This is a genomic window from Veillonella sp. 3310 (assembly GCF_003999875.1).
GTDB lineage: Bacteria > Bacillota > Negativicutes > Veillonellales > Veillonellaceae > F0422.
The window spans coordinates 95,416-120,828 of record NZ_RQVJ01000006.1; the positions used below are offsets into that span (position 1 = coordinate 95,416).

Genomic DNA, 25,413 nt, shown 5'->3' on the forward strand with positions numbered 1-25,413 from the left:
TTATGGCGTTCGGGACTTAAGTAAGCAAAAGGAAGAGCACGACACATTCCTACGCAAATTGATACAGTGGTTAGGTTTGCTCCGGAACATGCCGTGCTCTTTTCATATTTATGTTATTTAGGTAATAAAGGAACGCCACAAGGCTACTACGTATAACTGCGTTCTTTATGATGGTTGCTCGTTTTTGGTGTTGTTTGATTTAGTCAATAAAGGCGCCACAAGATCTTCTACGCTAGTGCTGCGTTCCTTATGGATAGATGGTCTATTTTCTGAAAAATATCTTTTAAAAGATAACGTTTTGTATATTTTATGCTATAATGAAAAAATAGAAGGATCACCGACGTGAGTTGGGCTCATCTCTTCCTAATTATAGGGGGAGGTGGTACTATGAAAAAGTTAGCAATTGCATCTTTATTGATACAAATTTGTATGCTTATCATAGCATTTATCGACTTACTGTTTAAGTAAGGAAAAAGCCTAACGAATAAGGTCTTGTACACCTTAACACGTTAGGCTTATCCATTTTTAAAAGCTTTAGAGATGAGCCTAACGCCATCGACACGTTGGTGGCCCTTCTTTTTGTTACGTATAGTATACCACATTTTGTGGAAAAGATAAAGGTGTGACGTATGGTCACACCTTTTTTGTTTATTTTGTTGTTGTTTCGTCGTCTTCGCTAGGTCCTAACATGGAGTAGAATGCCCATAGTAGAATAAACCAGAATGGTGTAAACATGAGGGCGATGCGTGTGTCGCTTTGTAATGCTAGTACCACCAAGATGAATACGAAGAACGCTAGGATCAGGTAGTTCATGAATGGGTACAATGGCATTTTAAAGGTAGACTGTTTCGCCAACTCTGGTTGCTGTTTACGATATTTCAGATGGCATACGACGATGATGGCCCAAATATAGATAAAGCAGAATGTGGAGATGGATGTAATCATGATGAATACGCTTTCAGGCATAACATAGTTCAAGACTACGGTAAATAGTAAGGCCGCAGCGGAGAATAGTGTTGCCTGATACGGTACGGCATGGTTCGTCAAGCGTTTCATTCGGCTCGGCGCATGTCCACGTTTGGATAATGCGTAAATCATACGGCTCGTGGAGAAGATGCCCGAGTTTGTAGCAGAGGCTGCGGATGTTAGAACAACGAAGTTTACGATGCTCGCAGCAGCCAGGATACCCACTGCATTAAATACAGCCACGAAGGGGCTAGAATTTGGGTCTACTGCAATCCATGGGTAAATACTCATGATGATGGCAAGGGATCCGATATAGAATAGAATGATTCGCAATGGAATATTGTTGATAGCCATAGGGATAACTTTTTTTGGATTTTCTGTTTCCCCAGCTGTAAGCCCTACCAATTCAATACCTGTGAAAGCAAATACTACCATCTGGAAAGACAGGATGAAGCCCATCGCCCCATTTGGGAACCAACCGCCGTAATTCCAAAGATTCGCAAAGGCCGCTGCCCCCGCATTGGTAGTGAATCCTGTAAGGATCATGATAAGACCAATGATGATGAGTGATACGATGGCAATAACTTTTATTAATGCGAACCAGAACTCCATTTCACCAAAATGTTTTACAGCTGTTAAATTCATAATTAGTAAGACTGCCAGTACAACGAGGGCTGGAATCCATTGGGGCATCCAAGGGATCCAGTATTGCATGTACAAGCCGACCGCAGTTAAGTCTGCCATAGCTAGTGAAAGCCAACAGAACCAGTAGGTCCAACCTGTGATGAAGGCGGCTCGATCACCTAAATATTCTTCTACAAAGTCAATGAAAGAATGGTGATCTAAATTGGAAAGCAATAACTCTCCTAAGGCACGCATCATAAAGAAACAGATAATACCTGTAATCAGATACGTGAGGAGGATAGAGGGGCCCGCTAAACTAATAGATCGCCCAGAGCCAAGGAATAAACCTGTGCCGATGGCACCACCGATGGCTAATAATTGAACGTGGCGATTTTTAAGACCACGCTTTAACTCTTGTTGCGAGTCCGTCATAGTAAAACCTCCTTAATACAATATAAACTTTTATATTTGATAATAGTAAACTATTTTCTATAGAATGTCAATTATCTACTAGTAAAATAATAGTATGGTTAGGCGGTAAAAAGGCTTTCACGGGATTCTAAGAAACACCTATGAAAGCCGAAAAATATATGTAATATTTTCGAGTATACTTAAAAACATATTCACATAAATGTGTATGTTGTTTCTCAAGACTAGAGACGATGGTATACATCTGATGTGATAAGATGCAGATAGTTTTATGAAAACTATCTAAGAGTATGCAATCTTGAATGCCTCTATTGATGAGAATTATAGGAAGAAACTAATACAGTATAGATATAAATAGCAAATTATGCCAGATGATTATATAAGTCCTCTAGAATACGTTGAGCCACATTTTCAGGTGTCCCAGTATTTTCAACTTGTACTTGTCGGAATTTTTCATACAGAGGAGCTCGTTCTGTGTACAATTGTTCTAATCGCTCTATCCCACCAGAGGAGAGAACTCGTCCTGCGGTATCTAATTCTTCTAAAGGACGATAGATTTCATAGATACGGCCATTTTGTCTTAAGGGTGCATAGTTTTTTGGTATAGTAACAGCACCGCCACCTGTAGAGATGATGAGTCCAGTTTGTTTGCCTATATCTCCGATAATCTTGGACTCTATAGCACGGAATGCCGGTTCACCGTGAGTCAAAATATAATCACTAATGGAACTGACTTCCTCTGTAATGCGATGGTCTATATCGATTAATGTTCGCCCTGTTAGTGTTGCTAATGCTTCTCCGATGGTAGTTTTACCAGATCCAGGCATACCGATAAGAACAATGTTTTCTTGGTCTCGGCGGAATTGCTTGTATAGATCTGAAAGGATACTTTCATCATAGGTACGATGTAAAAATAAAGCGCTCGCTGTAATGGCTTGGGCTAGCAAGAAGATGAGTCCATTCACATGAGGAATGCCGAGGGATTCCGCCTCTAACAAAATTCCTGTACGATGGGGATTGTACACCAAGTCGATAACGCCTTCTAAGTGCTTAAAAGGTGCTAACTGAATGCTTTGGTTGGGACAGTGCGGATACATACCTACGGGCGTACAGTTGATAATAATCTGTGCTGTTTCGTGAAAGTGGTGAATACTTTCATAGGTAGGTTCTGTATGACGACTGATATGAGTAATTGATTTAGCCCCCAATCGCTCTAAGGCGATGTGAACCGTTTGAGAGGAAGCGCCGTCCCCAAGGATGATACAATGTTTGTCTGTGACGTCAATGTGTGACCAAGAAAGGGTGGCTAAGAATCCGTCATAGTCGGTATTCGTACCATACCAAGCTCCATCTGCTTGGCGCACCATGGTGTTAACGCAACCGATGGCTTTCGCAATGTCGCTAAGATGGTCGCAAGCGTGCATGGCATCTACTTTGTAAGGAATGGTGATATTCAACCCTTGCAAATCAGGACGTTGCAAGAAGGATTGTACATCCTCTGGTTCTATTTCAAAGATGGTATATTGTGGATTCCCTAAAGCACTGTGAATCATGGGGGAATAAGTGTGGCCCAAGGTACGGCCTAATAATCCAAACATTTACACCTCCAACGTACGATGACTGAAATGACGGAATGCTTGTGGGTCATGTTCCAGCACAAAATCTAAGAGAACAAGAGCAGTCAAAGCTTCTACGACAGGTACGGCACGGAGCGCTACGCAAGGGTCATGGCGACCTTGAATTTGCAACACTTCCGTACTGCGGTTACTGAGAGACACAGAGTGCTGCTCATGATAAATAGACGGTGTCGGCTTGATACCTACCTGCATGACAAGAGGCATACCATTGGTGATGCCACCTTGGATGCCACCGCTGTTATTCTTCTCTGTACGAATACCTTCATCGGTGATAATGAAAGGATCGTTTTGCTCACTTCCACGGGAGGTACAGCCAGGGAAACCAGATCCAAAGGAAATACCTTTCACTGCAGGCATACCAAAGAGTGTAGCACCTAAGCGATTTTCAATACCGTCATAATTGGGATTCCCCATGCCAACCGGTAAACCGGTGGCAAATACTTCTACAATGCCACCAGTGGAATCGCCCGATGTTTTTAGCTCTAGTACAAGTTGCTCTGCTGTATGGCGTTGCACACGGTCTAGCATAGGAATGACTTCTGTGCTGATACTAGTAAGCTTGTCCATGGGTGGATTCACATAATCGACCTGTGCATCTTGGACGGTACCCACTTGTGCTAAGTGCGCTCGTACATGAATGCCGATGGATTCCAACAGTTGTATGGCAATACCACCAGCTACGCATACAGGGGCGGTAATACGAGCAGAAAAATGACCGCCTCCACGCATATCCACATACTCGCCATAGCGCATGCGAGCGGTGTAATCCGCATGGGATGGGCGTGGTATATCTCGTAGATTATTGTAATCACCACTTCGTTGTGATGTATTTTGAATCGTGAAAGCCAAAGGAGACCCGCTCAATCTGCCTTCTACAATACCTGCTTGAAACTCAGGGATATCTGCTTCTTTTCGTTGTGTTTGTAATTGATGCTGCCCTGGAGCCCGTCTATTCAGGAAGGCTTGCAAGATTTCTAAATTGACTGGAAAACCACAAGGAAGTCCGTCCACAACTCCGCCAATAGCTTGACCGTGAGAGGCTCCGAAGGTGGAGACTTTCACAGTACGACCGAAATAGGATGCCATAATTACTCCTTTTTGTGTGATAGATACAGTGTAATGGTTACTATTTACATGCTAATAGATACGAATTCTACCATAGTAACATGTGATGATTAAGAAAATCGCATAAAAAAATAAAATATATAATATACGCTTTTCGATAATAGATTAGTTAGAAGATGTATTGTTTGTCATGTGATAGCAAATTATCTACAACTTTTATATTCTATGAGTTTTGCCGCCTAACAATTTCCAATCTGTAAAGAAATGAGGGTACGACTTGCTGATGGCTTCGCTGTCTTTCAAAATCATTGGGGATGTAGCGATGAGTGCATTTAATGCGCCAGCCATGACGAGACGATGGTCGTTTACACAGTCTACAGTGCCTCCCGTAAGAGTGCCTGTTCCCGTAATATATAGACTATCTCCTTCCATGCGAACAGTACCGCCAGAATCACGAACTAACTGTGCTACCGCTTCTAAACGGTCTGACTCTTTCAATCGAAGGCGAGCGCCATTGATAAAAGAAGATTCTCCTTCTATGGAGCAAGCTAAGCTAGATAGAATCGGTAATAGATCTGGCATTTGTTCTAAATTCACATGGATTGGCTGATGTGCTTTGCCAGTAACCGTGACAGTAGTACCATTCCAAGTACAAGTAACACCAGCACTTTCCAAAATGGAAAGAATCCGTTTATCTGCCTGTACAGAATCAGGTAGCAATCCTGTGACAGAGATAGATTGACCTGTCATAGCGGCAGCGACCAACCAAATAGCGCCATTAGACCAATCCCCTTCAATGGGGTATTGCTCAGTGCCGTGAAAATGTTGGTTTTCTTCAATAGTAAAACTTGGATGCCCGTCCTCGGTGGATCCTTCTATTACGTGTACACCAAAGTCTTTCATGGTTTCTATGGTTAATGTCACATAGTCTTTCGATTGTAAGGGACTCGTGCAATTCACGGTGGTGTGTCCTAACTGTGGTGCCGCTAAAAGAAGACCGGAAAAAAATTGAGAACTTACGGTCCCTGTCATGGAGAAGGTACCACCTTGTAATCTTCCTGTCATGGTGAAAGGCGGTGCCTCTTGTGAAAAGGATACTCCATGAGACTTCATTTCACTGAGCAATGGTTCTAGCGGTCGTTCTGGTAAACGTCCTTTGGCATCGACTTTCACAGTGTCGCAAATAGAAGCGGACACAGGTAAGAGTAATCGCAATGTTGTGCCTGATTCGTGTGGTAATACTTGCCCTATAGATGGAGTAGGGCCCGGAGTGACATGAGCCACACCATGCTCATAGGTGATGGTGGCACCCAAAGCTCGCAAGGAATCCATAGTAGCATCGATATCCTTAGAGGAGTGGGAGATTACAATTGTGCTAGGACTCGTAGCAAGGGCAGCCGCAATGAGTGCCCGATGGGCGTGGGCCTTAGCGGGTATGGATGGGATTGTGCCGGATAAGGGCATATTAGAAACATGTTGCATAGGAGTCCTTTCTTCTATTTGGGCATTTTAATACAATGTGATAATTAAAAACACAACTATAATTAGTATTACAGTATGTATTTACTATGGAATATTAGTTACGACACTTATAAAATGCAGTACGTAGCTAGTTCCTCGAACGTCACTTTTTTTAGTACTGACGTACCATAACCAGTAGGAACCACGATGGTAATAGAAGATCCAGAAGCTTTTTTGTCATGACTGGCTTCTTCTAAGATAAGATCTTTTGAAATTGTAGTTGTAGTGGGTAATTCATGGGTTACCAGTAAGTGTTCAATTTTAAGAACAATGGTAGGGTCTAGCTCTTTGTTGGCTACAGCACCTTTTGCCATGATAAGTAATCCCAATGCTACCGAATTGCCGTGAGGGATGGTGAAAGCACTACCATGTTCGATGCCATGTCCAAAGGTATGACCTAAATTCAAGGTCGCACGAAGACCACTTTCCTTTTCATCGACTTCTACTACATAAGCTTTGATACGCACGCATTGTGAGATGATGGAGTCAACATCTTCAGGATACTGTAAGAGCGGTCGTTCACGAAGTTGATCCAACAACTCGGGATGTCCTAAGAAACCGTATTTAATGATTTCACCACATCCATTAATCCATTCTTCCTTCGGTAAGGTAGACAGTGTTTCTGGATCGCAGAGGACAAGGATAGGTTGCTTGAAAGCACCCCATAAGTTTTTACCGCACTCAAGGTTAACAGCCGTTTTACCACCTACAGAGGAATCTACAGCCGCCAACAAGGACGTAGGTACTTGCACATAATCGATACCTCGTAAGTAGGTGGCAGCAGCGAACCCAGCAAGGTCGCCGACGACGCCACCACCTAAGGCGATGATTAGGTCTTTCCGAGTTAACTTTGCTTGTCCTAATGTTTCCATAAGGTCCATGAGACGATGCCCGTTCTTTTCACTTTCACCATGAGGGAACGTATAGGTATAAACGGTGTAGCCAGCTGTTTTTAGAGATTTAGAAACTGTAGATGCATAGAGAGGGCCCACATTGTCGTCGGTAACAATCATGACGGAGCAAGCAGATTTGATCGATTGCAAGTACTCAGCTATACGAGGCAAGCTATTCCGTTCGATAATCACATCGTAAGAAGTGGATGCTTGAATATGAATCGTATTCATAGGAGTGACCTATTTATGACCTAATGCGTCACGAAGTGTGAACACTTGGTTTGCCAAAATAGCGAATTGCTCTGGGCGTAAGGATTGAGGACCATCACACAGTGCTTTTTCTGGATTGTTGTGAACTTCAATCATTAAACCATCAGCGCCACCACCAACAGAAGCTAGGGAAAGGGACGGAACCATACGGCTCATACCAGCTGCATGACTTGGATCCATAATAATTGGCAAGTGGGATAACTCGTGTATGATTGGGATGGCGGTTACATCTAATGTATTTCGAGTGCGTGTTTCGAATGTACGAATACCACGTTCGCAAAGAACGATTTGTTCGTTACCTTCGCTCATGATGTATTCTGCAGCCATTAACCATTCTTCGTATGTAGCACATAGCCCACGTTTTAATAAGATTGGTTTTCTTAATTTGCCGACTTCTTTTAAAAGGTTGAAGTTTTGCATATTGCGAGCGCCGATTTGCAACATATCTACATTGTCGAAATATTCTAATTGAGAGATATCCATGACTTCTGACACAATCGGTAGACCAGTTTCTTTTTTAGCTTCTTCTAATAAAGCTAAGCCACTTGGTCCCATGCCTTGGAAAGAGTATGGAGAAGTACGAGGTTTGAAAGCGCCACCACGAAGAATGCCAGCACCAGCTGCTTTCACAGCCTTTGCTACTTCGATGACTTGTTCTGGTGTTTCTACGGAGCAAGGGCCTGCGATGATAGCGAAGTGACCGCCACCGATTTTTGCATTTCCTACAGTAACCACCGTATCTTGAGGATGGAATTTACGATTTGCTTTTTTGAAAGGCTCTTGGATACGCATAACCTTTTCAACGTATGGAAGGGATTCAATGGTGCGTAAATCGACACGGGATGTATCGCCGATCAAACCGATGATATCTTGTTGTTCTCCATGTACTGGATGTAATGAAACGCCAGTGGCTTCTAACTGTTGACGTAGTTCTGCAATTTGTGCTTCTGTTGCTGTAGTGTGTAATCGAATAATCATAATGTCCTCCTAAAATCTTAACATGTATAGGTATTTGTGAGTGGTGGTATAGGAAGATATATAAAAAGGGCTACCCGCCTATACCTAGTACGGGTAGCCCTTACCACTATTTAAAGCCACTCAGTGATGATACCTAAATTAGCGTAGCTCAAATAGTTCTTTACCCGTAGTTTGGATAAAGAACCAAAAAAATGTATTTGCATTTGTTGTAGCTACATTGGCTTGCTTCATCATTGTAGTGACTCCTTTCTTTCAATAATTGCGTTTAGTATACTCCTTTTATTTAAGTTTGGCAAGAATAAATTCAAATTGGACTCAAAATTAGAAGCAAATGCAAAAATGGATTCTTAAAAAGGCTGAGAATCCAGTGATATGATTATTGGAGGTTGTATCTCTACATAGTGTTTTAGAGTTTCAATTTTTATGATAATTTTTATCAATTATAACTAATTAGCATAATAATGCTTTACTATATAAAGTATGCATAATACCTTGTTTATATGCATATAAGTATGTACGAAGTGCAAATAACGATGTATAATGACAGTATATTTATTGATATATATTATTGGTTTGGGGGTTCTTATGAAAATTACACGTCATGTATCAGCCGTGATGGCTGCATTAGTAGTAACAGGAATGTCTTATTCCGTAATGGCTACAGATATTACTAAGTATAGTGATAAAGCAGAAAACTTAATTGGTTTATCATTAGGCAATCAAAAGCAAACGGAACCTGAGGTTAAGCATATAGAAGATACGTTAACTGTAAATGTACATGGTAAAAGCTTGATGGACACAGGTAAATCTAAAAATGTAACAGGGATTTATACTGTATTTGGATCACAATTGACTATAGATAAAGATCTTATTGTACGATTAAAAAATGATGCACCAGCAGATAAAAAAGATTTGGGGCATTATTATATGAGTGCTGTCTATGCTGGTCTTGGTGGTAAGGTGCCACATCATAACGATAATCCTGACAGAGACTATGGTGATAGCAATATTCATGTGAAAGGCAATATAGATATTGACGCTGTCGGAGTAGGATTGCAAGCTAATCACCGAGGACATATTATTGTTGATGGCGGTGGTCGTATTATAACCTATCCTCTTAAAACGTCAGATACCTATTCTGTTGTGGCAGAAGAGGGCGATGTATATGTGAATGCAGGTACCGATGGTAAACACCCAGGTGCGAAGGATTTAGTAGCTGTTGGTAATGTAGGGTTAATTAATAAAGATTATGGTGAGAATCCAAATCTTAATGAAGCGCCAGCAAATATCGGACTAGCTTTTACAACCTCTAACTCTAGTCTTACTGGTGCTGTGTTAAATGAATATGCTGAAAGTAATAAAAACCCGCATAATTCTGGTGCCGATATATATTTACAAAATGGCGCTACTTGGAATAATGAATGGATTGGTAAGGAACGACCTACACCAAGAAAACCACGTCCATCAGGAGATGATGCAGCTTACTTATATAAGGGGAGTAAAGTTCGTAATCTTGTAGGTGGTGCAAATCCAACCACAGCAGGTGTGATTCGTCCTATTGATGCTCGTCCTATTACGATTCAAAACTACACTGGTTTTGTAAATGTTGATTATAAAACAGGTGTGCCAGCGAGCGAAGCTGGCAATGGCCAAATCATTATCCAACATGCTGCTGATCATAGCCACATCACTGTACAAGGTGATAGTGCTAAGAATTTGACTGATGATGCAAGTTATCGTGCAGAAATGAAATTATTAGCTAATAAATTACAATATACAGGGAATGATAAGAAACTAGCTGCTGCCGTTCAAGTTAATGAAGGTATTACAAGACCGGCTGCTATGATTGAACTTGGTACAAATGCATTTGATGCACAAGGTAATCTTGTTGTTACCGATACCGCGACTGTAACACATGCTAGTGAATCCTCGGTGGTAAATAGTACGAAATCTGCTCTTGCTTCTACAGCGATAGCTTGGAGTGATACTACGAACGATTTACAACGTCGTTTAGGAGATCTTCGTTTGGCTACTACGAATGATGGTGTATGGGCTAAATACATCGGCGGCGAATCTAAAGTGACAGAGGGTGCCGATGCTCATATGAGATATAATGGTGTACAAATTGGTTATGATCATAAGGTATCCAGTGGTTGGACTCTGGGTGGCGCTCTACATTACAGTACGTCTAGCAACTCTTATGGTGTTGGTAACGGAGATAGTAAAATCGCTGGTATTGGATTATATGGTACCAACCAACATGATGATGGAAGTTACTTAGATATCATTGCTCGTGTAAACCGCTTCTCCAATAATTACAAACTTTACCTCGTAGGGAAACAACAATTGAATGGTGATTATCATACATTTGGTACCTCTTTCAGTGCTGAATACGGTAAACGTATTAAGAAACAACATGGTTTCTATATGGATCCTAGTGTAGAATTGATTGTAGGTCGTTTGAATGGTGTATCCTATGATGCTAATATTGTTAATGGTGGATCTATGCATGTGAAAGCTGATGCTGTTAACTCTGCAGTAGGTCGATTGGGATTTGGCATTGGCAGAGAAACAGAAACATCCAACATCTTTGCAAAACTCGCATTGGCTCATGAATTCTCTGGTAAGGTGAATACAACATATTCAGCACCAGGTAATCCAATGGTACATACAGAACTTGATTTGAAAGATACATGGCTTGATGCTGAAATTGGGGGCTCTTGGAGCGTAGGTCCAAATACGTATGTATATGGTACATTCACTAAAAACTTTGGTGCTACTATAGACAATACATGGCGTATTGATGCGGGAGTACGACATAACTTCTAATTAAATCTTGCACTAATAGTCCTTATAGCGTATGCTGTAAGGACTATTGGTATGTAAGGAGGTCAGTATGATAAAAGTCTTATTCATCTGTCACGGTAATATTTGTCGCTCTACGATGGCAGAGTTTTATATGAAGCATATCATTAACAAGGCGGGGTTAACCGATTCTATTTATATTGAGTCCGCAGCTACATCTCGTGAGGAGATAGGAAACGATACCCATTATGGAACTAAACAAAAATTAGATGAAATGGATATTCCTTACACTCGTCGCAAGGCCCGCCAAGTGACGATGGATGATTACCGTAATTTTGATTACCTTATTATCATGGATGAAAATAATGCACGAAACTTGAGTCTTATTATCGATGATGACATTGATCATAAGGTGTATAAGGCTATGACCTTTGCTGGAGAAAGTCGAGATGTAAAGGATCCTTGGTATACGGGGAATTTTGATGAAACCTATGATGATATAAGTCGTAGCTGTGATGCTTTATTAGAGTTGATCAAAGAGCAACTTTAAGAAAAAATATAATGTAATAAGCCCCCAATGGTATCTGAATTAGATATAACATGGGGGCTTTTCTTTTTTTATGGAAATTTAAATTGGGCTCAAATTGGGCTCAAATGCAAAAAAATGGATCCTCAACAACGTTGAGAATCCAGTGATATCAATGGTGCGCCTAGCAGGAATCGAACCTGCGCACCCGGTTCCGGAGACCGGCGCTCTATCCCCTGAGCTATAGACGCTTGTATACCGTTAAAGTATACCATGAAATACTAGGGAGTACAATAGGGAGAAGATAGCACATACTACATTGAAAGTTATCGATTTCTATCATACTCTCGTATACAAGGACATCTTACTTATGTTATAATATACTAATTCGCATGATACATATACAAGATTTTAAAGGAGGACCCTTTTATATATGCAAATTAAATTTGAAGATTTACACATTAGCGAACCCATTTTACGAGCTTTAAACGACATGGGCTTTGAAGAGCCTACACCAATTCAACGTGAAGCGATTCCAGTGGCAAAGTCTGGTCAAGACATGATTGGTCAAGCACAAACTGGTACAGGTAAAACAGCTGCTTTCGGTATCCCAGCGTTAGAGCAAGTGGATGCAACCATCCAAGCTCCACAAGTATTAATTCTTTCACCGACTCGTGAATTAGCAATCCAAGTGGCGGAAGAGTTGAATAAAATGGCGCAACATACAAACATTCAAGCCTTGCCAATCTATGGTGGACAAGATATTGGACGTCAATTCCGTATGTTGAAAAAACATCCACAAGTGATTGTAGCTACACCTGGCCGTTTGATGGACCATATGGAGCGAAAATCTATTTCATTCGACCATGTAAAAGTGGTCATTTTAGATGAAGCAGATGAAATGTTAAACATGGGCTTCGTAGATGACATCAATAAAATTTTGACAGCTGTCCCAGAAGAACGTCAAACATTATTGTTCTCTGCGACTATGCCAAAAGCAATCCAAGAGTTGGCGGAAACATATTTAACAGAGCCAACATTAATCCGTATGAAACCGACACAAGTCACAATGGATTTAATCGAGCAATATTACATTGAAGTGCAAGACCGCCAAAAATTTGATGTACTGTGCCGTTTACTAGATATCCAAGCTCCAGAATTGGCAATCGTGTTCGGTCGTACAAAACGCCGTGTAGACGAAGTAACAGAAGCGTTGAAAAAACGTGGTTACATGGCAGAAGGCATTCACGGTGATTTGTCTCAACAAAAACGTGACTCTGTGATTCGTCAATTCCGTGAAGGTACTATCGATATCTTAGTGGCAACAGATGTAGCGGCTCGTGGATTAGATATTAGCGGTGTCACACATGTATATAACTATGATTTGCCACAAGATCCTGAAAGCTATGTACACCGTGTAGGTCGTACTGGACGTGCTGGTAAAGCAGGCGTAGCGATGACATTTGTGATCCCTCGTGAAATTGAACATTTACATGCCATTGAACGGTTGACAAAACGTAAGATTGCTCGTCGTAAAGCTCCATCCTTAGGGGAAGTATTAGAAGGACAACAAAAAATTGCAGTAGAGAAGTTAATTGCCTTAGCAGATAATCGTGAAGAATTAGCAAGCTATCGTTCTAGTGCAGAAGAATTGTTGAATGATATAGATTCTGTTACTTTATTAGCAGCTGCGTTGAAATTGTTGACAAAAGAGCCAGATACAACTCCTGTTAGTATTACAGAAGAAGCGCCACTTCGTGTGCGCCGTCGCCGAGATAGTGGACGTCGTGATGGCCGTCGCCGTGATGATCGTCGTAGAGATGGTCGCCGTCGTGATGACCGCCGTGATGGAGATAGAAGACGCTCTAGTCGTGATCGTAACCAACGTTCCAATGGTGGAGAACGTCGTTCCCGTGATGGACAAAAACAACAAAAACACCAAGGTAGCGGTTTCAAACCATATTTTAAAGATTAATTCCGTCAAGAGACGATATTTAAAATTAACGAATTCTGATTATTGTTTGGGAATGAACTTTCTGATATAATATAAATAGAGTTACAGTGTTTTAATCTCACAGTTTTGCTTCCAAGTGGAAAGGATGTGCTTTATGGATATTGCACAAAAATTGCGAGAAGAAGGTTATAAAGTAACGCCACAGCGTATTGCTATTTATAATGTTCTTTACGCAGAAAACAACCATCCCACTGCGGAAATGATCTACCAAAGTTTACGGGAAGACCATCCAAGTATGAGCTTGGCAACTGTATATAAAACGATGGAGATTTTTGAACGCATTGGTATAGTTCGTGTCTTAGACTTGGGCGATGATTGTAGCCGATATGATTGGGATACAAGAAATCATCCACACGTACGGTGTACAATGTGTAATCGTATTAATGATTTACACGATGTACAAGTGAATTGTCTAAGAGAAGAAGTGGCACGCCACAGTGAATATGAAATTACAGGACTTCATGTGTCTTTTGAAGGCATTTGTCCAGAATGTTTGCGTAAAAGCTCACATTAATTAGTAATGGAAACCGTCTAGTCTTAGATTAGAAACAGCTCAATAAGGGATAATTGCTTATAATAAACAATTATCCCTTATTTTTATATCTATATAAGTCTTATTGGCTCATGATATACTTACTAGTAGAATAGTGTGTCATAAAGATGAAACCATGTAGGTGTGCTAGTACAGGAAATGCTTTGTAGAGATAGAAGTTAATAAGAACACAGTTTACAATATGGTAGAGATTAGAGTTAATTATACAGAATATTAGTAATAAGGAGTTATACATGAGTCAATTAACAATTGGATGTCATTTATCCATTAGCAAAGGATATTTACATATGGGGAAAGAGGCACTGTCTATTGGTGCCAATACATTTCAATATTTTACGAGAAATCCTCGTGGTGGTAAGGCACGTGCCTTTGACGAAGCAGATATGAAAGCCTTAGATGCATTCCTGAAAGAACATCAATTTGGGAAACTACTAGGACATGCACCATATACTTTAAATGCTTGTGCAGCAGATCCAGGGCTCCGTGAATTTGCGAAAAATTCTATGTGTGAAGATTTAGAGCGATTGGAATATTTGCCAGGTCATTTATATAACTTTCATCCAGGTAGCCATGTGAAACAAGGTGTGGACCAAGGCATCGAATATATCGTAGACATGTTAAATGAAGTGATTTTTCCAGGTATGAAAACTACCGTTCTATTAGAAGCTATGGCAGGGAAAGGTACGGAAGTAGGGCGTAATTTTGAAGAGTTAGCACGTATTATTGATGGAGTAAAACACAAAGAATACATTGGTGTTTGTGTGGATACTTGTCACATTCATGAAGGTGGATACGATATCATTGAAAATTTAGACGGTGTGTTGGAAGAGTTTGATCACTTTGTAGGGCTAGATAGAATCCATGCGGTGCATTTGAACGATTCCAAAAATCCTAGAGGAGCTCATAAAGATCGCCATGAAAAAATCGGGGAAGGTCATATTGGTATTGAGGCCATTGCTAACTTTATTATCCACCCAAAATTACGTCATCTGCCATTCTATTTAGAAACACCAAATGAGTTAGATGGATATGCAAAAGAAATTTCTATCTTACGGGAGATTTATGCAAACGAGGTGTAAGTATGCGCATACTACATACAGCAGACTGGCATTTGGGACGACTATTTTATAATGAACATTTAACAACAGACCAAGCCCATGTGCTGGAACACCAATTCTTTCCTTTGTTGAAAGAGGAAAAGATTGATTTAGTAGTACTCAGTGGGGATGTCTTTGACCGCTCAGTGCCACCTATTGAGGCTATTGAGCTGTGGGATTCTATACTCCATCGATTAGCCTTTACAGAGAAGATTCCCATGGTAGCTATTTCAGGTAATCACGACAGTGGCCCACGTCTTGCTATGGGGCGTAGTGCCTGGGAAACACATGGCATCCATTTGCTAGGACATGCCCACCAAGGCATGAAACCCATAACATTTCAAGATGCACACGGTCAACTTGATGTGTGGGCATTACCCTATGGGGAAGTGCGAGACATACAGACAGAACTGAATCGAGTAGGCATTGTTGGTGAAACTATAGAGTCTACAATGAATGTCGGAGCTAGTAAGCCTAGCAAGAAACGTCGAGTCAAATGTGAATCAGCAGATTTATTTGCTTCTTTAAGTGATGAAAGTATTACGAATCTAGATAATTCTTCTTATATAGATAATACTGAGATTTCTAGCATCAATACTGTGGAAAATGATATACGCATTGATACAAACAAATACAACATGACTATTGCAGATGCGTATCAACAGTGGGCATCCTATGCGACGAGTCGTTCACAGCGCTATCGCAGTGTTTGTCTAGCCCATGCCTTTGTGGCAGGTGGTGCTGAAAGTGAATCGGAACGCCCTTTGTTAGTGGGCGGCTCAGGACAAGTGCCGACTACGGTATTTAAAGACTTTCACTATACGGCATTGGGGCATTTACATAAACCACAACGAATTGGGGCGGACCATATTCGCTATAGTGGTTCTTTGTTGACGTATTCCTTTGATGAGGTGGGGTATAGCAAAAGCTTCACTATCGTTGATATGGATAGTAAGGGGGCTACAACCATCAGTGAAATTCCTATTGTAGGGCGTCGACAGTTTGTAAGCCTTACCGGTTATTTTGATGACTTACTAGCTAATGAAAGTCTCCATACACAGCATCATAATGATTATGTGGAAGTGCGCTTGTTAGATACGGCACCTGTAGTGGATGGTATGCGGCGCTTGCGAAAAGTATTTCCTTATTGCATGCGATTAGAATTGGTAGGTCGCATGGAAGTAGTGCGAGATACAACGGGTGCTAAACGATTCAAGGAATTAAATGAGCGAGATTTATTTGCGCAATTTGCCAAGGAAGCTAGGAATGAAGAACTTTCACAAGAAGAATTAGACTATATGGAAGGTTTGTGGCATCGTGTATTAAGGGAGGAAGAAATATGAGACCCTTGCGACTAGAAATGACTGCCTTTGGTCCCTATCCTAAGGAAGTGATCCTTGATTTTGCTGTGCTAGCCAATCAATCTATGTTTTTGATTACAGGGCCTACAGGGGCAGGAAAAACAAGTATATTAGATGCCATTGTATATGCTCTATATGGTCAAACAAGTGGTGGTCTTCGTGATGGGTCAGATATGCGCAGTGATTATGCAGATGCTACTACACCTACATCCGTGATGTTTGAGTTTCAAGTAGGTGACCATCGGTATCGGATGGAACGAACGCCGAAGCAAGAACTGCAAAAAAAGCGTGGTACTGGTACAAGAACGGTATTGGCTACGGCTGCCATCAGTGAATGGATTGATGAAGATTGGAAACTACTCACTACGAAAGCCCAAGAAATCCGTGACTATGTGCAGCAGATTATTGGATTTCGAGTGGATCAATTTTTACAAGTTGTCCTATTACCACAAGGTGATTTTAGAAAATTATTAGTGGCACCTACATCAGAACGGGAAGTGCTATTACACACGATTTTTAAAACATCTATATATAAACGAATGCAGGATGTACTGAAGGAAGAATTGGCTAAAGCTACCGTAGGGATTCAAGATACATTGCAAAAGGTTGAGTTTTTGCTGAGTACCTATACAGTAGATACGTTACAAGATTTAGTATCGTTGGTGGAAGAAGAGCGTAAGTGTTTAATTGAGCGTGAAGGGGAACGGAAGGAGAAGCAACACCAATATGAGTCATTGCAAGCGGCCTATGTAAAGTATGAAAATTACGTCAATTTATTAGCGCGCAAAGAGCAGTATACTCAGGCGTTAGTTAGCCATCAAGAGGGAGAAGCGGCGCATCTTGCCTTAGGGGGGACTATTAGCCGTTGGGAACGTTTACAAGAAGTTCGCATCCGCATGAAAGAATATGAAAAATTACAAGAAACTTTCAGAAAGAATGTAGACAAGTTAGGTACCTTGGACGATTCCTTACAATCTGTAGAGAACACCTTGCAACAGTGGGACAGTCAATTACAACAGTTCATCGCTCAAGAGGATACCTATACAAAACAACAAGAGCAATACCATCAATTACAAGCTTTGCAACAAGAAGTAGAGCGATATCGTGAGGTTTTTGAAAAACGGAATACCTTAGAAACGGACAAAGTGCAGCAGATGGAAGAACAAAAGGCGTTGCAACAGGCACTTATCACAAGTCAATTAGAGTTGGAACGAAAAGGCACGATTTTTTCAGACATGAACCGTGAGTTACAAAGTTATACTTCGGTAGGTGAGGAGAAATTATGCACCAGTGAATTGCGTAGTTGGTGGGACTCCTTAAAGGGGGTTGTCAACAAACTCGAAACCGCTTGGGATGCTAGAACTTTTCATAGTCAACAGTTGGACAAAGAACGTCAGGTGTGCAGGACTCGCGAAGGGCTGTTCCATCATAATGAGCAATTATTGCGACAACACCAAGCGTATGAAGTGAGTTTGCAATTGGAAGAACAAGCGCCATGTCCTGTATGTGGTTCCCTCGACCATCCACAGTTAGCACAAGCTCCATCGGAAGAGATTGTACGTGAAATGGTAGATAGACTCCGCCAAGAGTTCCAAGAGAGTCAAACACAGGTGGCAACTATAGAAACTAAATTAGCTCACAGTGAAGAAGAAGTGAAACGATATACGAACGAATGGAACCGAATGTGCGAGACATATCCAAAGGTAACAGCAGGCGTTCAAAGAGCGTCTATCTTGCAGTTGGTACATATCTTGGATAGAACAGTACAAGCCAAAGAGATAGAAACGGTAGCGGAACGTCTCTCCTGGTGGGATGCAAATGTGACTGAAACGGATATAGATAAGACTTTCACATTGATACAACAAGAGTTAGTCCAAGGAGAAGCAAGAAAGCTAACATTAGAAAAAAGTTTGGAAGTATTGCAACAGACCATACAAACTGAGGGAAGCGATGTTCACACCAAGCAATTAGAACTAAGAACTCTAGAGGGACAGTTAGAGTCCTTACAGCAAGAAATACAACATGCAACAACAGAAATGATTCGAATTGAAACTAGCATTGCTCCTTTTACAGTGGAATCCTATACAACAGAGGTAAAAGGACTGGCAGAGTCTCTGAAACGGTATGAAGCGGATCGTAAAGCGATAGACGAAGGGCGACAAACATGTCAGGAGCAAAAAACAGTTCTCGCAGCAGAACTAGGTGCCCTCAAAGCGCAACAGGATCGTATGGCGCACGATATAGATAGCATGTGCAAGGATATGGAACAAGTATTAGCAGCGGAATCTCTTACCATCGATACATTTAAACAGGAATCTCATGCATTTGATGAACTGCCAGTGTGGAAAGAAACCTTTAATGCCTATCACAATGAAACATTACGGTTAAACGCCCTGTTAGACGAAGTAGAAAAGAATATAGCAGTTTATGCTACCGTGCCAGAGGAAATAGATAAAGAATTGGTTGACGGCTTACAGCGAGAATTGAAAGATTTAGGGGAAGTCATTGGTATTTTAAAGTCGCAAGTGACTGGTAAGGAAAAAACAATCCAAGAGATTTTGGAGTTAGAAGCGACTACCAAAGTGTTGTCGGACCGTCGGGCCTTTGTTTTTGGGCTAGCCGATTTAGCGAATGGTGGCGATTCTGGCATGAAGGGCGTCAGCTTTGAGCGCTATGTTCTCGGTGCTATCCTGGAAGAAGTGTTGAGTGCGGCAAACTTACGACTTCATGATATGAGTCGTAGTCGTTATCGACTAGAACGATCCTTAGAGGAAGGGGGACGTGGTGCCCGAGGTTTGGACATCGCTGTCTTTGATGCTTATACAGGGGCGAGTCGTCCTGCCAATACGTTGTCCGGTGGAGAAACTTTCCTGGCATCCTTAGGGCTTGCCATGGGCTTGGCGGATGTCATCCAATCGTATGCAGGGGGGATTCATCTAGACACTATGTTTATTGATGAAGGCTTTGGTACTTTGGATCCAGATACACTAGATGTGGCAATGGAAACTTTGGTGGCATTGCAATCCCAAGGTCGACTGGTGGGGATTATATCTCATGTACCAGAATTACAACAACAAATTGGTGCACATTTGGTGGTGGCAAAAAACGATGAGGGGAGCAGGGCTTACTTTCAAGTACAGTGATTGTATTCCCGTAGTACCTATGTTAGAATAATACTGTTATTTACTAGGAATTAAGGAGGAAGTATGAAATTTAGCTTTGCTCATAATAATATTAATGTGAAAGATTTGGATAAGAGTCTATCCTTTTATAAAGAAGCCTTAGGATTAGAAGAAGTAGACCATATTGATGGAGATGATGGATCTTTTAAAATTGTCTACCTAGGAGATGGTACGAATCCGCATCGTTTAGAATTAACGTGGTTACGTGATTGGGATCGTCCATACAATTTAGGTGACAATGAGTTCCATGTGGCATTCTATGTAGATGATTATGAAGGTGCTTTGGTAAAACATAAGGCTATGAATTGTGTAGCTTATGAAAATGAAGCGATGGGTATCTATTTTATCGCTGATCCAGATGGATATTGGACCGAAATTATTCCCGCAGGAGCCTATTAATATGGAGCATATGTTAACTCGCCTACAGTGGTTGGTAGGGGAAGAAAAAATTAAAACTTTGCAAGGTAAGAAAGTCCTGCTATTTGGATGCGGTGGTGTTGGCTCTTTTGCGTTAGAGGCGTTAGTGCGTTCAGGTGTTGGTCATATTGTCATTGTTGATGGCGACCAAGTAACAGTGAGTAATATTAATCGCCAACTTATTGCGTTGCCAAGTACTGTAGGTCAACGCAAGGTAGAGATGGCAAAAGAGCGAGCCTTAGCAATCAATCCTAATCTACATATTGAAGCTTATGATATGGTCTATACTGGTGAAAGTCATCCAAATTTCATCACCGATATTAACCCGGATTTTGTAATTGATGCTATTGATATGGTAAGTGCTAAACTATCCATCATCGAAACGTGTTATAATAGTCATATACCATGTATATCTTCTATGGGCACAGGTAACAAAATGTGGCCAGACCAATTGAAGATTACAGATATTAGTAAGACCCATACATGCCCATTGGCGAAGGTGATGCGTAAAGAATTACGTCGTCGTGGTATTAAAAAGCAAACTGTATTATTTTCAACAGAACAACCGATGACACCGAACCGAGATGATGATTCTAGAAGTCCAGGTTCCTGCGGTTTTGTTCCGTCTGTAGCAGGATTGCATTTAGCGGGTCACGTGATTAGAACTTTTTTGGAGGTACAGTAATGAAAAAAGCAATTATTCATATGGAATACGGTGACATTGTTATCGAATTATTTGAAAAGGAAGCTCCTGGCACAGTAGCTAACTTTGTAAAATTAATCAAAGAAGGTTTCTACGATACTTTGAAATTCCATCGTGTCATCCCTGGTTTCGTAGCACAAGGTGGTTGCCCAATGGGTACTGGCGTAGGGGGCCCTGGTTACACAATTCCTTGCGAAACTAAAGGCAACCCACATAAACATGTTCGTGGCGCTTTATCTATGGCTCATCGTGGACCTAACACTGGAGGTAGCCAATTCTTTATCGTATACGAACCACAACCTCATTTAGATGGCGTTCACACTGTATTCGGACAAGTTATCGAAGGTATGGATGTAGTGGATAAAATCCAACAAGGTGACCGTATGCAAACTGTTGAGGTAGTAGAAGACTAATGGCAGGAATCAAACGCTATCGTATTGAGCATCCTGAATGGTTACAAGTGAAAAAAGATGGGAATTTTTCCTATGGATATGACCAAGAATGGTATACAGATGCGTGGAAACGATTGGCTGGTTGTGGACCGATCACGGCTACACAGGTAATTTCCTATGTGCTTTTCCGTGATGGTCATTTACCTGTGGAGACGGCTGCAGACGGAGACCAAGCCTTGGAACGGATGAATCAAGTATGGGAATACGTGCGCCCTCGTTATGGTGGTGGACTCTATAAAAGTACTTGGTGGGAACAAGGTGTGAAGCAATATATGGCAGATAGCAATCTGGCCTATATAGTGGAACGATTGCCGATTTTTCCTCTGAAAGGAAGTCCTTATACAGTAGAGGAAGTAACAGCCTTTATCCAACGTGGTTTGGAACAAGATTGTCCTGTCGCATTTTTGAATCGTCATCGTGGGCAGGAAGAAGGTCTATCTACATGGCATTGGGTTCCTATCGTATCCATGCAAGTCAACAATGATGACACACGATGTGTTGTCTATGATGAAGGTATAGAACGAACGTTTTCCCTACGCCGTTGGTTACAAGATAATTTGCTGGGTGGAGCTTTTTTATACATCCAGCCACAATGTGAGGAGTAAGACATGACACAATGGATTAAAGAAATGCAATCCCCTCATCTTGCGTTATGCGCAGAAGTGGATGAAATTTTATATTCTGGAAAATCCGACTTTCAAACAATTGAAGTCGCTCATAGCTTAGAATACGGTAATATGCTTGTTTTGGATGGTGTGTTTCAAACGTCGGAACGAGAAGAATTTGTGTATCATGAAATGATGAGCCACATTCCATTGTTCCTTCATCCAAATCCTAAACACGTATTGATCATCGGTGGTGGTGATGGTGGCGTTGCTAGGGAATGTGTACGCCATAGCTGTGTAGAAACAGTGACAATGGTTGAAATCGATGGTAAAGTAGTGGAATTGGCAAAACAATATTTGCCTTCTATTGCTGACGCTATGATTCGCCAAGATCCTAAATTAACAGTAACTATTGGTGATGGTATTGGTCATGTAGCGGAAAAAGAAAATTTCTATGATGTAATCATCGTAGATTGCTCTGATCCAATTGGTCCTGGTGAAGGTTTATTTACAGAAGAATTTTACAAAAATACATATCGTGCATTGAAGGAAGACGGCTTGTTTGTACAACAAACAGAATCTCCTGTGATGCATCAAGAGCTAGTATCTGATGTATTCTACTATGTGAATAAACATTTCCCTGTGACTCGTCTATATACAGCATTTATTCCATTGTATCCGACAGGTATGCATTGCTTTACTATGGGCTCAAAAAAATATGATCCATTAGAGTGGGATCCAAACCGCGCCCAAGATTTTACAACTAAATACTATAACTATGGCATCCAAAAATCTGCATTCGTATTGCCAACATTTGTAAAACAATATTTACAAGCAAGAATTGCAGAATAGTCTTTGTACTTAGAAATGCTATAGATGGGTCATAATGAGCTAGCACTTTCTTCATGAAGGTGCTAGTTTTATTGTTAATAAGGATGTTATATTGAATAATCAATATTTTGTGATAAATAATATTGAATTTCCTAGTAAATAGGTATACAATAAGAACAATATTGTATTTACTAATGAAATATATATAATACACTTTTATTCATGTGAATTTACAAAAGGGGAGACAATTATGAAACAATATGATTTACTCGTTATCGGCTTTGGTAAAGCTGGTAAAACATTAGCTGCCACATTTGGCAAAGAAGGAAAACAAGTTGCTTTAATTGAACAAGATCCAGCTATGTATGGTGGTACATGCATTAATATCGGATGTATTCCGACTAAAACTATGATTGTTGGCGCTGATAAAGGTAAAAGTTATGAAGCAGCTAAAGCAACTCGTGATACAGTCGTAGGCAAGTTGAATGCAAAAAACTTAAACATGTTAACATCCAATCCAAATGTAACCGTTTACACTGGTCATGGTAAATTTACTTCCAATAAAGAGGTAGAAGTAACAACAGCAGACGGTGTAGAAACATTGACAGCTGAAACTATCATCATTAATACAGGTGCTACTAATGTAGTACTTCCAATCCCAGGACTATCTACATCAAAATTTGTGTACAATAGCACTGAGTTGCAAGCTCTTCCTACATTACCAAAACGGTTAGGCATCATTGGTTGCGGCAACATTGGCATTGAGTTCGCTAACCTCTATGCACGCTTAGGTGCTGAGGTGACTGCTTTTGAAAGTGGCGATAGAATCTTAAAACGTGAAGATGCAGATGTAGCTGCATTGGCGCAACAATATTTGGAAGAAGATGGTGTTCACTTCCATTTCAATGCTATTACAAAAGAAATTAAAAATGTAGGGGATACTGTAGTAGTGGTTACTGAAAGTGGAGAAGAGTTTGTATTCGATGCTTTGTTACATGCTACAGGTCGCAAAGCAAACACAGAAGGTCTTGGATTAGAACATACAGACATCCAAGTGCGTCCTAATGGATCTATCGTTACAGATGATACATTAATGACATCTGTTCCTAATGTATTTGCTGTAGGTGATGTAAATGGGGGCCCACAATTTACCTATGTATCTTTAGATGACTTCCGTATTGTAAATCGTGTATTACACGGTGATGAAAGTTATAAGTTAGGTAATCGTACACATGTGCCATATTCTACTTTCATCACGCCTGCTCTATCACATGTAGGCTTACATGAAGAAGAGGCGAAGGCACAATACCCAAATGCTGTGACAGCGGTATTACCAGTGAACAATATGCCACGTCATGCAGTCAATCAAGATCCACGTGGTGTATTTAAATTAACAGTAAACAAGGATACTGGTTTGATCCTAGGTGCTACTTTGTTTGGTAAAAATTCCGAAGAGTTAATTAACATCATTAAAATGGCGATGGACAACGATATTAAGTATACATACTTACGTGACCAAATCTTTACACATCCAACAATGGGTGAAAACTTAAATGATTTAGCTAAGCTAATTTAACAAAGAAGCTACTAATGATATAAGATGGTAGTGGGTAAACTAGATGCTATATAATGCTCTAAGATATTAAAAATATGCACTGCAAAATAGAAATAGTAAAATAGTCCCAAAATAACTAGAGGAATGTTGATAGCAAACAATCGACATTCCTCTAATTTTGTATATAGTAAGTAAAACATACAGAGCTAATCTATAGACTATCTTAATAATCTATATACGGTTGATAATGAGGGATATCTATAGATGAGATGAATGTTGAAAATATACTTGAATTAGCAGGCAACAAAAGTAAAATGAGAGTATATAAGAGAAAAAAATGATAGAAATGTAAGTAGAAATAGAAAGAGTACTCCATGATAAAAGTGGAAAATAAAATATTAAAAAGGGGTTTACAAGAAAAAGATTATTTGATATACTTTAAAAACATCAGCGGTGCTCATGTTATGACCTAGTGATTGATATGAGATAAGTAGAACAGTTAAAAAAGTTTTTTAAAAAGTGGTTGACACAAAAAACATTAACTGATATACTAAATATCGTTGTAAGGCACGACAGTGCTAAACAGAATAAATATCCTGTGGTGGGTATGGTGAAGCGGTTAACACGGCGGATTGTGGCTCCGTTATGCATGGGTTCGATCCCCATTACTCACCCCACAACACAGGGGTGTAGCCAAGCGGTAAGGCATCGGACTTTGACTCCGACATGCGATGGTTCGATCCCATCCACCCCTGCCATTTTATGACCCACTAGCTCAGTTGGCAGAGCACCTGACTTTTAATCAGGGTGTCCCGCGTTCGAGTCGCGGGTGGGTCACCATTTACTCAACATGGCCCGTTGGTCAAGCGGTTAAGACACCGCCCTTTCACGGCGGTATCGGGGGTTCGATTCCCCCACGGGTCACCATA

General features: G+C 40.7%; 19 protein-coding genes and 5 tRNA genes. 17 read left to right on the forward strand and 7 right to left on the reverse strand.

Annotated elements, in window-relative coordinates:
• Window positions 1-648 precede the first annotated feature (648 nt).
• From EO127_RS07725 to aroF, 6 genes are all read right to left on the reverse strand, one after another.
• A complete protein-coding gene (locus EO127_RS07725) occupies window positions 649-2,022 on the reverse strand; it encodes an amino acid permease (protein WP_127069147.1) in 1,374 nt (457 codons plus the stop codon).
• Window positions 2,023-2,381: 359 nt separating this feature from the next.
• Window positions 2,382-3,617 carry a shikimate kinase gene (locus tag EO127_RS07730; protein ID WP_127448813.1) on the reverse strand — a complete coding sequence of 412 codons (1,236 nt, stop codon included), beginning with the start codon at window positions 3,615-3,617 and terminating at the stop codon, window positions 2,382-2,384.
• Window positions 3,618-4,742: a chorismate synthase gene (gene aroC, locus EO127_RS07735; RefSeq protein WP_127448814.1), complete on the reverse strand. Its 1,125-nt coding sequence runs from the start codon at window positions 4,740-4,742 to the stop codon at window positions 3,618-3,620.
• A 195-nt stretch (window positions 4,743-4,937) separates the two neighbouring features.
• Entirely contained in the window at window positions 4,938-6,203 is a 1,266-nt protein-coding gene (gene aroA / locus EO127_RS07740; protein WP_127448815.1) for a 3-phosphoshikimate 1-carboxyvinyltransferase, read from the reverse strand.
• Between the two features lie 107 nt (window positions 6,204-6,310).
• Window positions 6,311-7,366, reverse strand: coding sequence for a 3-dehydroquinate synthase (aroB, locus tag EO127_RS07745; protein WP_127448816.1), 1,056 nt, complete (start codon window positions 7,364-7,366; stop codon window positions 6,311-6,313).
• A gap of 9 nt (window positions 7,367-7,375) precedes the next feature.
• Window positions 7,376-8,383, reverse strand: coding sequence for a 3-deoxy-7-phosphoheptulonate synthase (gene aroF / locus EO127_RS07750; RefSeq protein ID WP_127448817.1), 1,008 nt, complete (start codon window positions 8,381-8,383; stop codon window positions 7,376-7,378).
• A gap of 585 nt (window positions 8,384-8,968) precedes the next feature.
• Here aroF and EO127_RS07755 point away from each other — a divergent pair.
• Both EO127_RS07755 and EO127_RS07760 read left to right on the forward strand, forming a co-directional pair.
• Window positions 8,969-11,212: an autotransporter outer membrane beta-barrel domain-containing protein gene (locus EO127_RS07755; RefSeq protein ID WP_127448818.1), complete on the forward strand. Its 2,244-nt coding sequence runs from the start codon at window positions 8,969-8,971 to the stop codon at window positions 11,210-11,212.
• A gap of 67 nt (window positions 11,213-11,279) precedes the next feature.
• A complete protein-coding gene (locus EO127_RS07760) occupies window positions 11,280-11,738 on the forward strand; it encodes a low molecular weight protein-tyrosine-phosphatase (RefSeq protein WP_127448819.1) in 459 nt (152 codons plus the stop codon).
• Between the two features lie 152 nt (window positions 11,739-11,890).
• Here the strand turns inward: EO127_RS07760 and EO127_RS07765 are convergent.
• Window positions 11,891-11,965, reverse strand: a tRNA-Arg gene (locus EO127_RS07765).
• A gap of 182 nt (window positions 11,966-12,147) precedes the next feature.
• Here EO127_RS07765 and EO127_RS07770 point away from each other — a divergent pair.
• From EO127_RS07770 to EO127_RS07840, 15 genes are all read left to right on the forward strand, one after another.
• Window positions 12,148-13,689, forward strand: a complete 1,542-nt coding sequence (locus EO127_RS07770; RefSeq protein WP_127448820.1) for a DEAD/DEAH box helicase — start codon at window positions 12,148-12,150, stop codon at window positions 13,687-13,689.
• A 133-nt stretch (window positions 13,690-13,822) separates the two neighbouring features.
• Window positions 13,823-14,242: a Fur family transcriptional regulator gene (locus EO127_RS07775; protein WP_062401787.1), complete on the forward strand. Its 420-nt coding sequence runs from the start codon at window positions 13,823-13,825 to the stop codon at window positions 14,240-14,242.
• Between the two features lie 272 nt (window positions 14,243-14,514).
• Window positions 14,515-15,360, forward strand: coding sequence for a deoxyribonuclease IV (locus tag EO127_RS07780; protein WP_127448821.1), 846 nt, complete (start codon window positions 14,515-14,517; stop codon window positions 15,358-15,360).
• 2 nt (window positions 15,361-15,362) lie between these two features.
• On the forward strand, window positions 15,363-16,721 hold the full coding sequence (locus EO127_RS07785; RefSeq protein ID WP_127448822.1) for an exonuclease SbcCD subunit D: 1,359 nt from the start codon (window positions 15,363-15,365) through the stop codon (window positions 16,719-16,721).
• On the forward strand, window positions 16,718-19,882 hold the full coding sequence (locus EO127_RS07790; RefSeq protein ID WP_127448823.1) for an AAA family ATPase: 3,165 nt from the start codon (window positions 16,718-16,720) through the stop codon (window positions 19,880-19,882). The genes EO127_RS07785 and EO127_RS07790 overlap by 4 nt, the downstream gene beginning before the upstream one ends.
• 63 nt (window positions 19,883-19,945) lie before the next feature.
• Window positions 19,946-20,320, forward strand: a complete 375-nt coding sequence (locus EO127_RS07795; RefSeq protein WP_127448824.1) for a VOC family protein — start codon at window positions 19,946-19,948, stop codon at window positions 20,318-20,320.
• Between the two features lies 1 nt (window position 20,321).
• Window positions 20,322-21,023, forward strand: a complete 702-nt coding sequence (locus tag EO127_RS07800; protein WP_127448825.1) for a ThiF family adenylyltransferase — start codon at window positions 20,322-20,324, stop codon at window positions 21,021-21,023.
• Entirely contained in the window at window positions 21,023-21,454 is a 432-nt protein-coding gene (locus EO127_RS07805; RefSeq protein ID WP_127448826.1) for a peptidylprolyl isomerase, read from the forward strand. The genes EO127_RS07800 and EO127_RS07805 overlap by 1 nt, the downstream gene beginning before the upstream one ends.
• A complete protein-coding gene (locus EO127_RS07810; RefSeq protein WP_127448827.1) occupies window positions 21,454-22,098 on the forward strand; it encodes a hypothetical protein in 645 nt (214 codons plus the stop codon). Before EO127_RS07805 ends, EO127_RS07810 begins: the two co-directional genes overlap by 1 nt.
• A 3-nt stretch (window positions 22,099-22,101) precedes the next feature.
• On the forward strand, window positions 22,102-22,950 hold the full coding sequence (gene speE / locus EO127_RS07815) for a polyamine aminopropyltransferase (RefSeq protein WP_127448828.1): 849 nt from the start codon (window positions 22,102-22,104) through the stop codon (window positions 22,948-22,950).
• A gap of 229 nt (window positions 22,951-23,179) precedes the next feature.
• Window positions 23,180-24,505 carry an FAD-containing oxidoreductase gene (locus EO127_RS07820; protein WP_127448829.1) on the forward strand — a complete coding sequence of 442 codons (1,326 nt, stop codon included), beginning with the start codon at window positions 23,180-23,182 and terminating at the stop codon, window positions 24,503-24,505.
• A gap of 580 nt (window positions 24,506-25,085) precedes the next feature.
• Window positions 25,086-25,161 (forward strand) — tRNA-His (locus EO127_RS07825).
• Between the two features lie 6 nt (window positions 25,162-25,167).
• Window positions 25,168-25,242 (forward strand) — tRNA-Gln (locus EO127_RS07830).
• 6 nt (window positions 25,243-25,248) lie between these two features.
• Window positions 25,249-25,324, forward strand: a tRNA-Lys gene (locus tag EO127_RS07835).
• 12 nt (window positions 25,325-25,336) lie between these two features.
• A tRNA-Glu gene (locus tag EO127_RS07840) sits at window positions 25,337-25,411 on the forward strand.
• The last annotated feature ends 2 nt before the right edge of the window (window positions 25,412-25,413 follow it).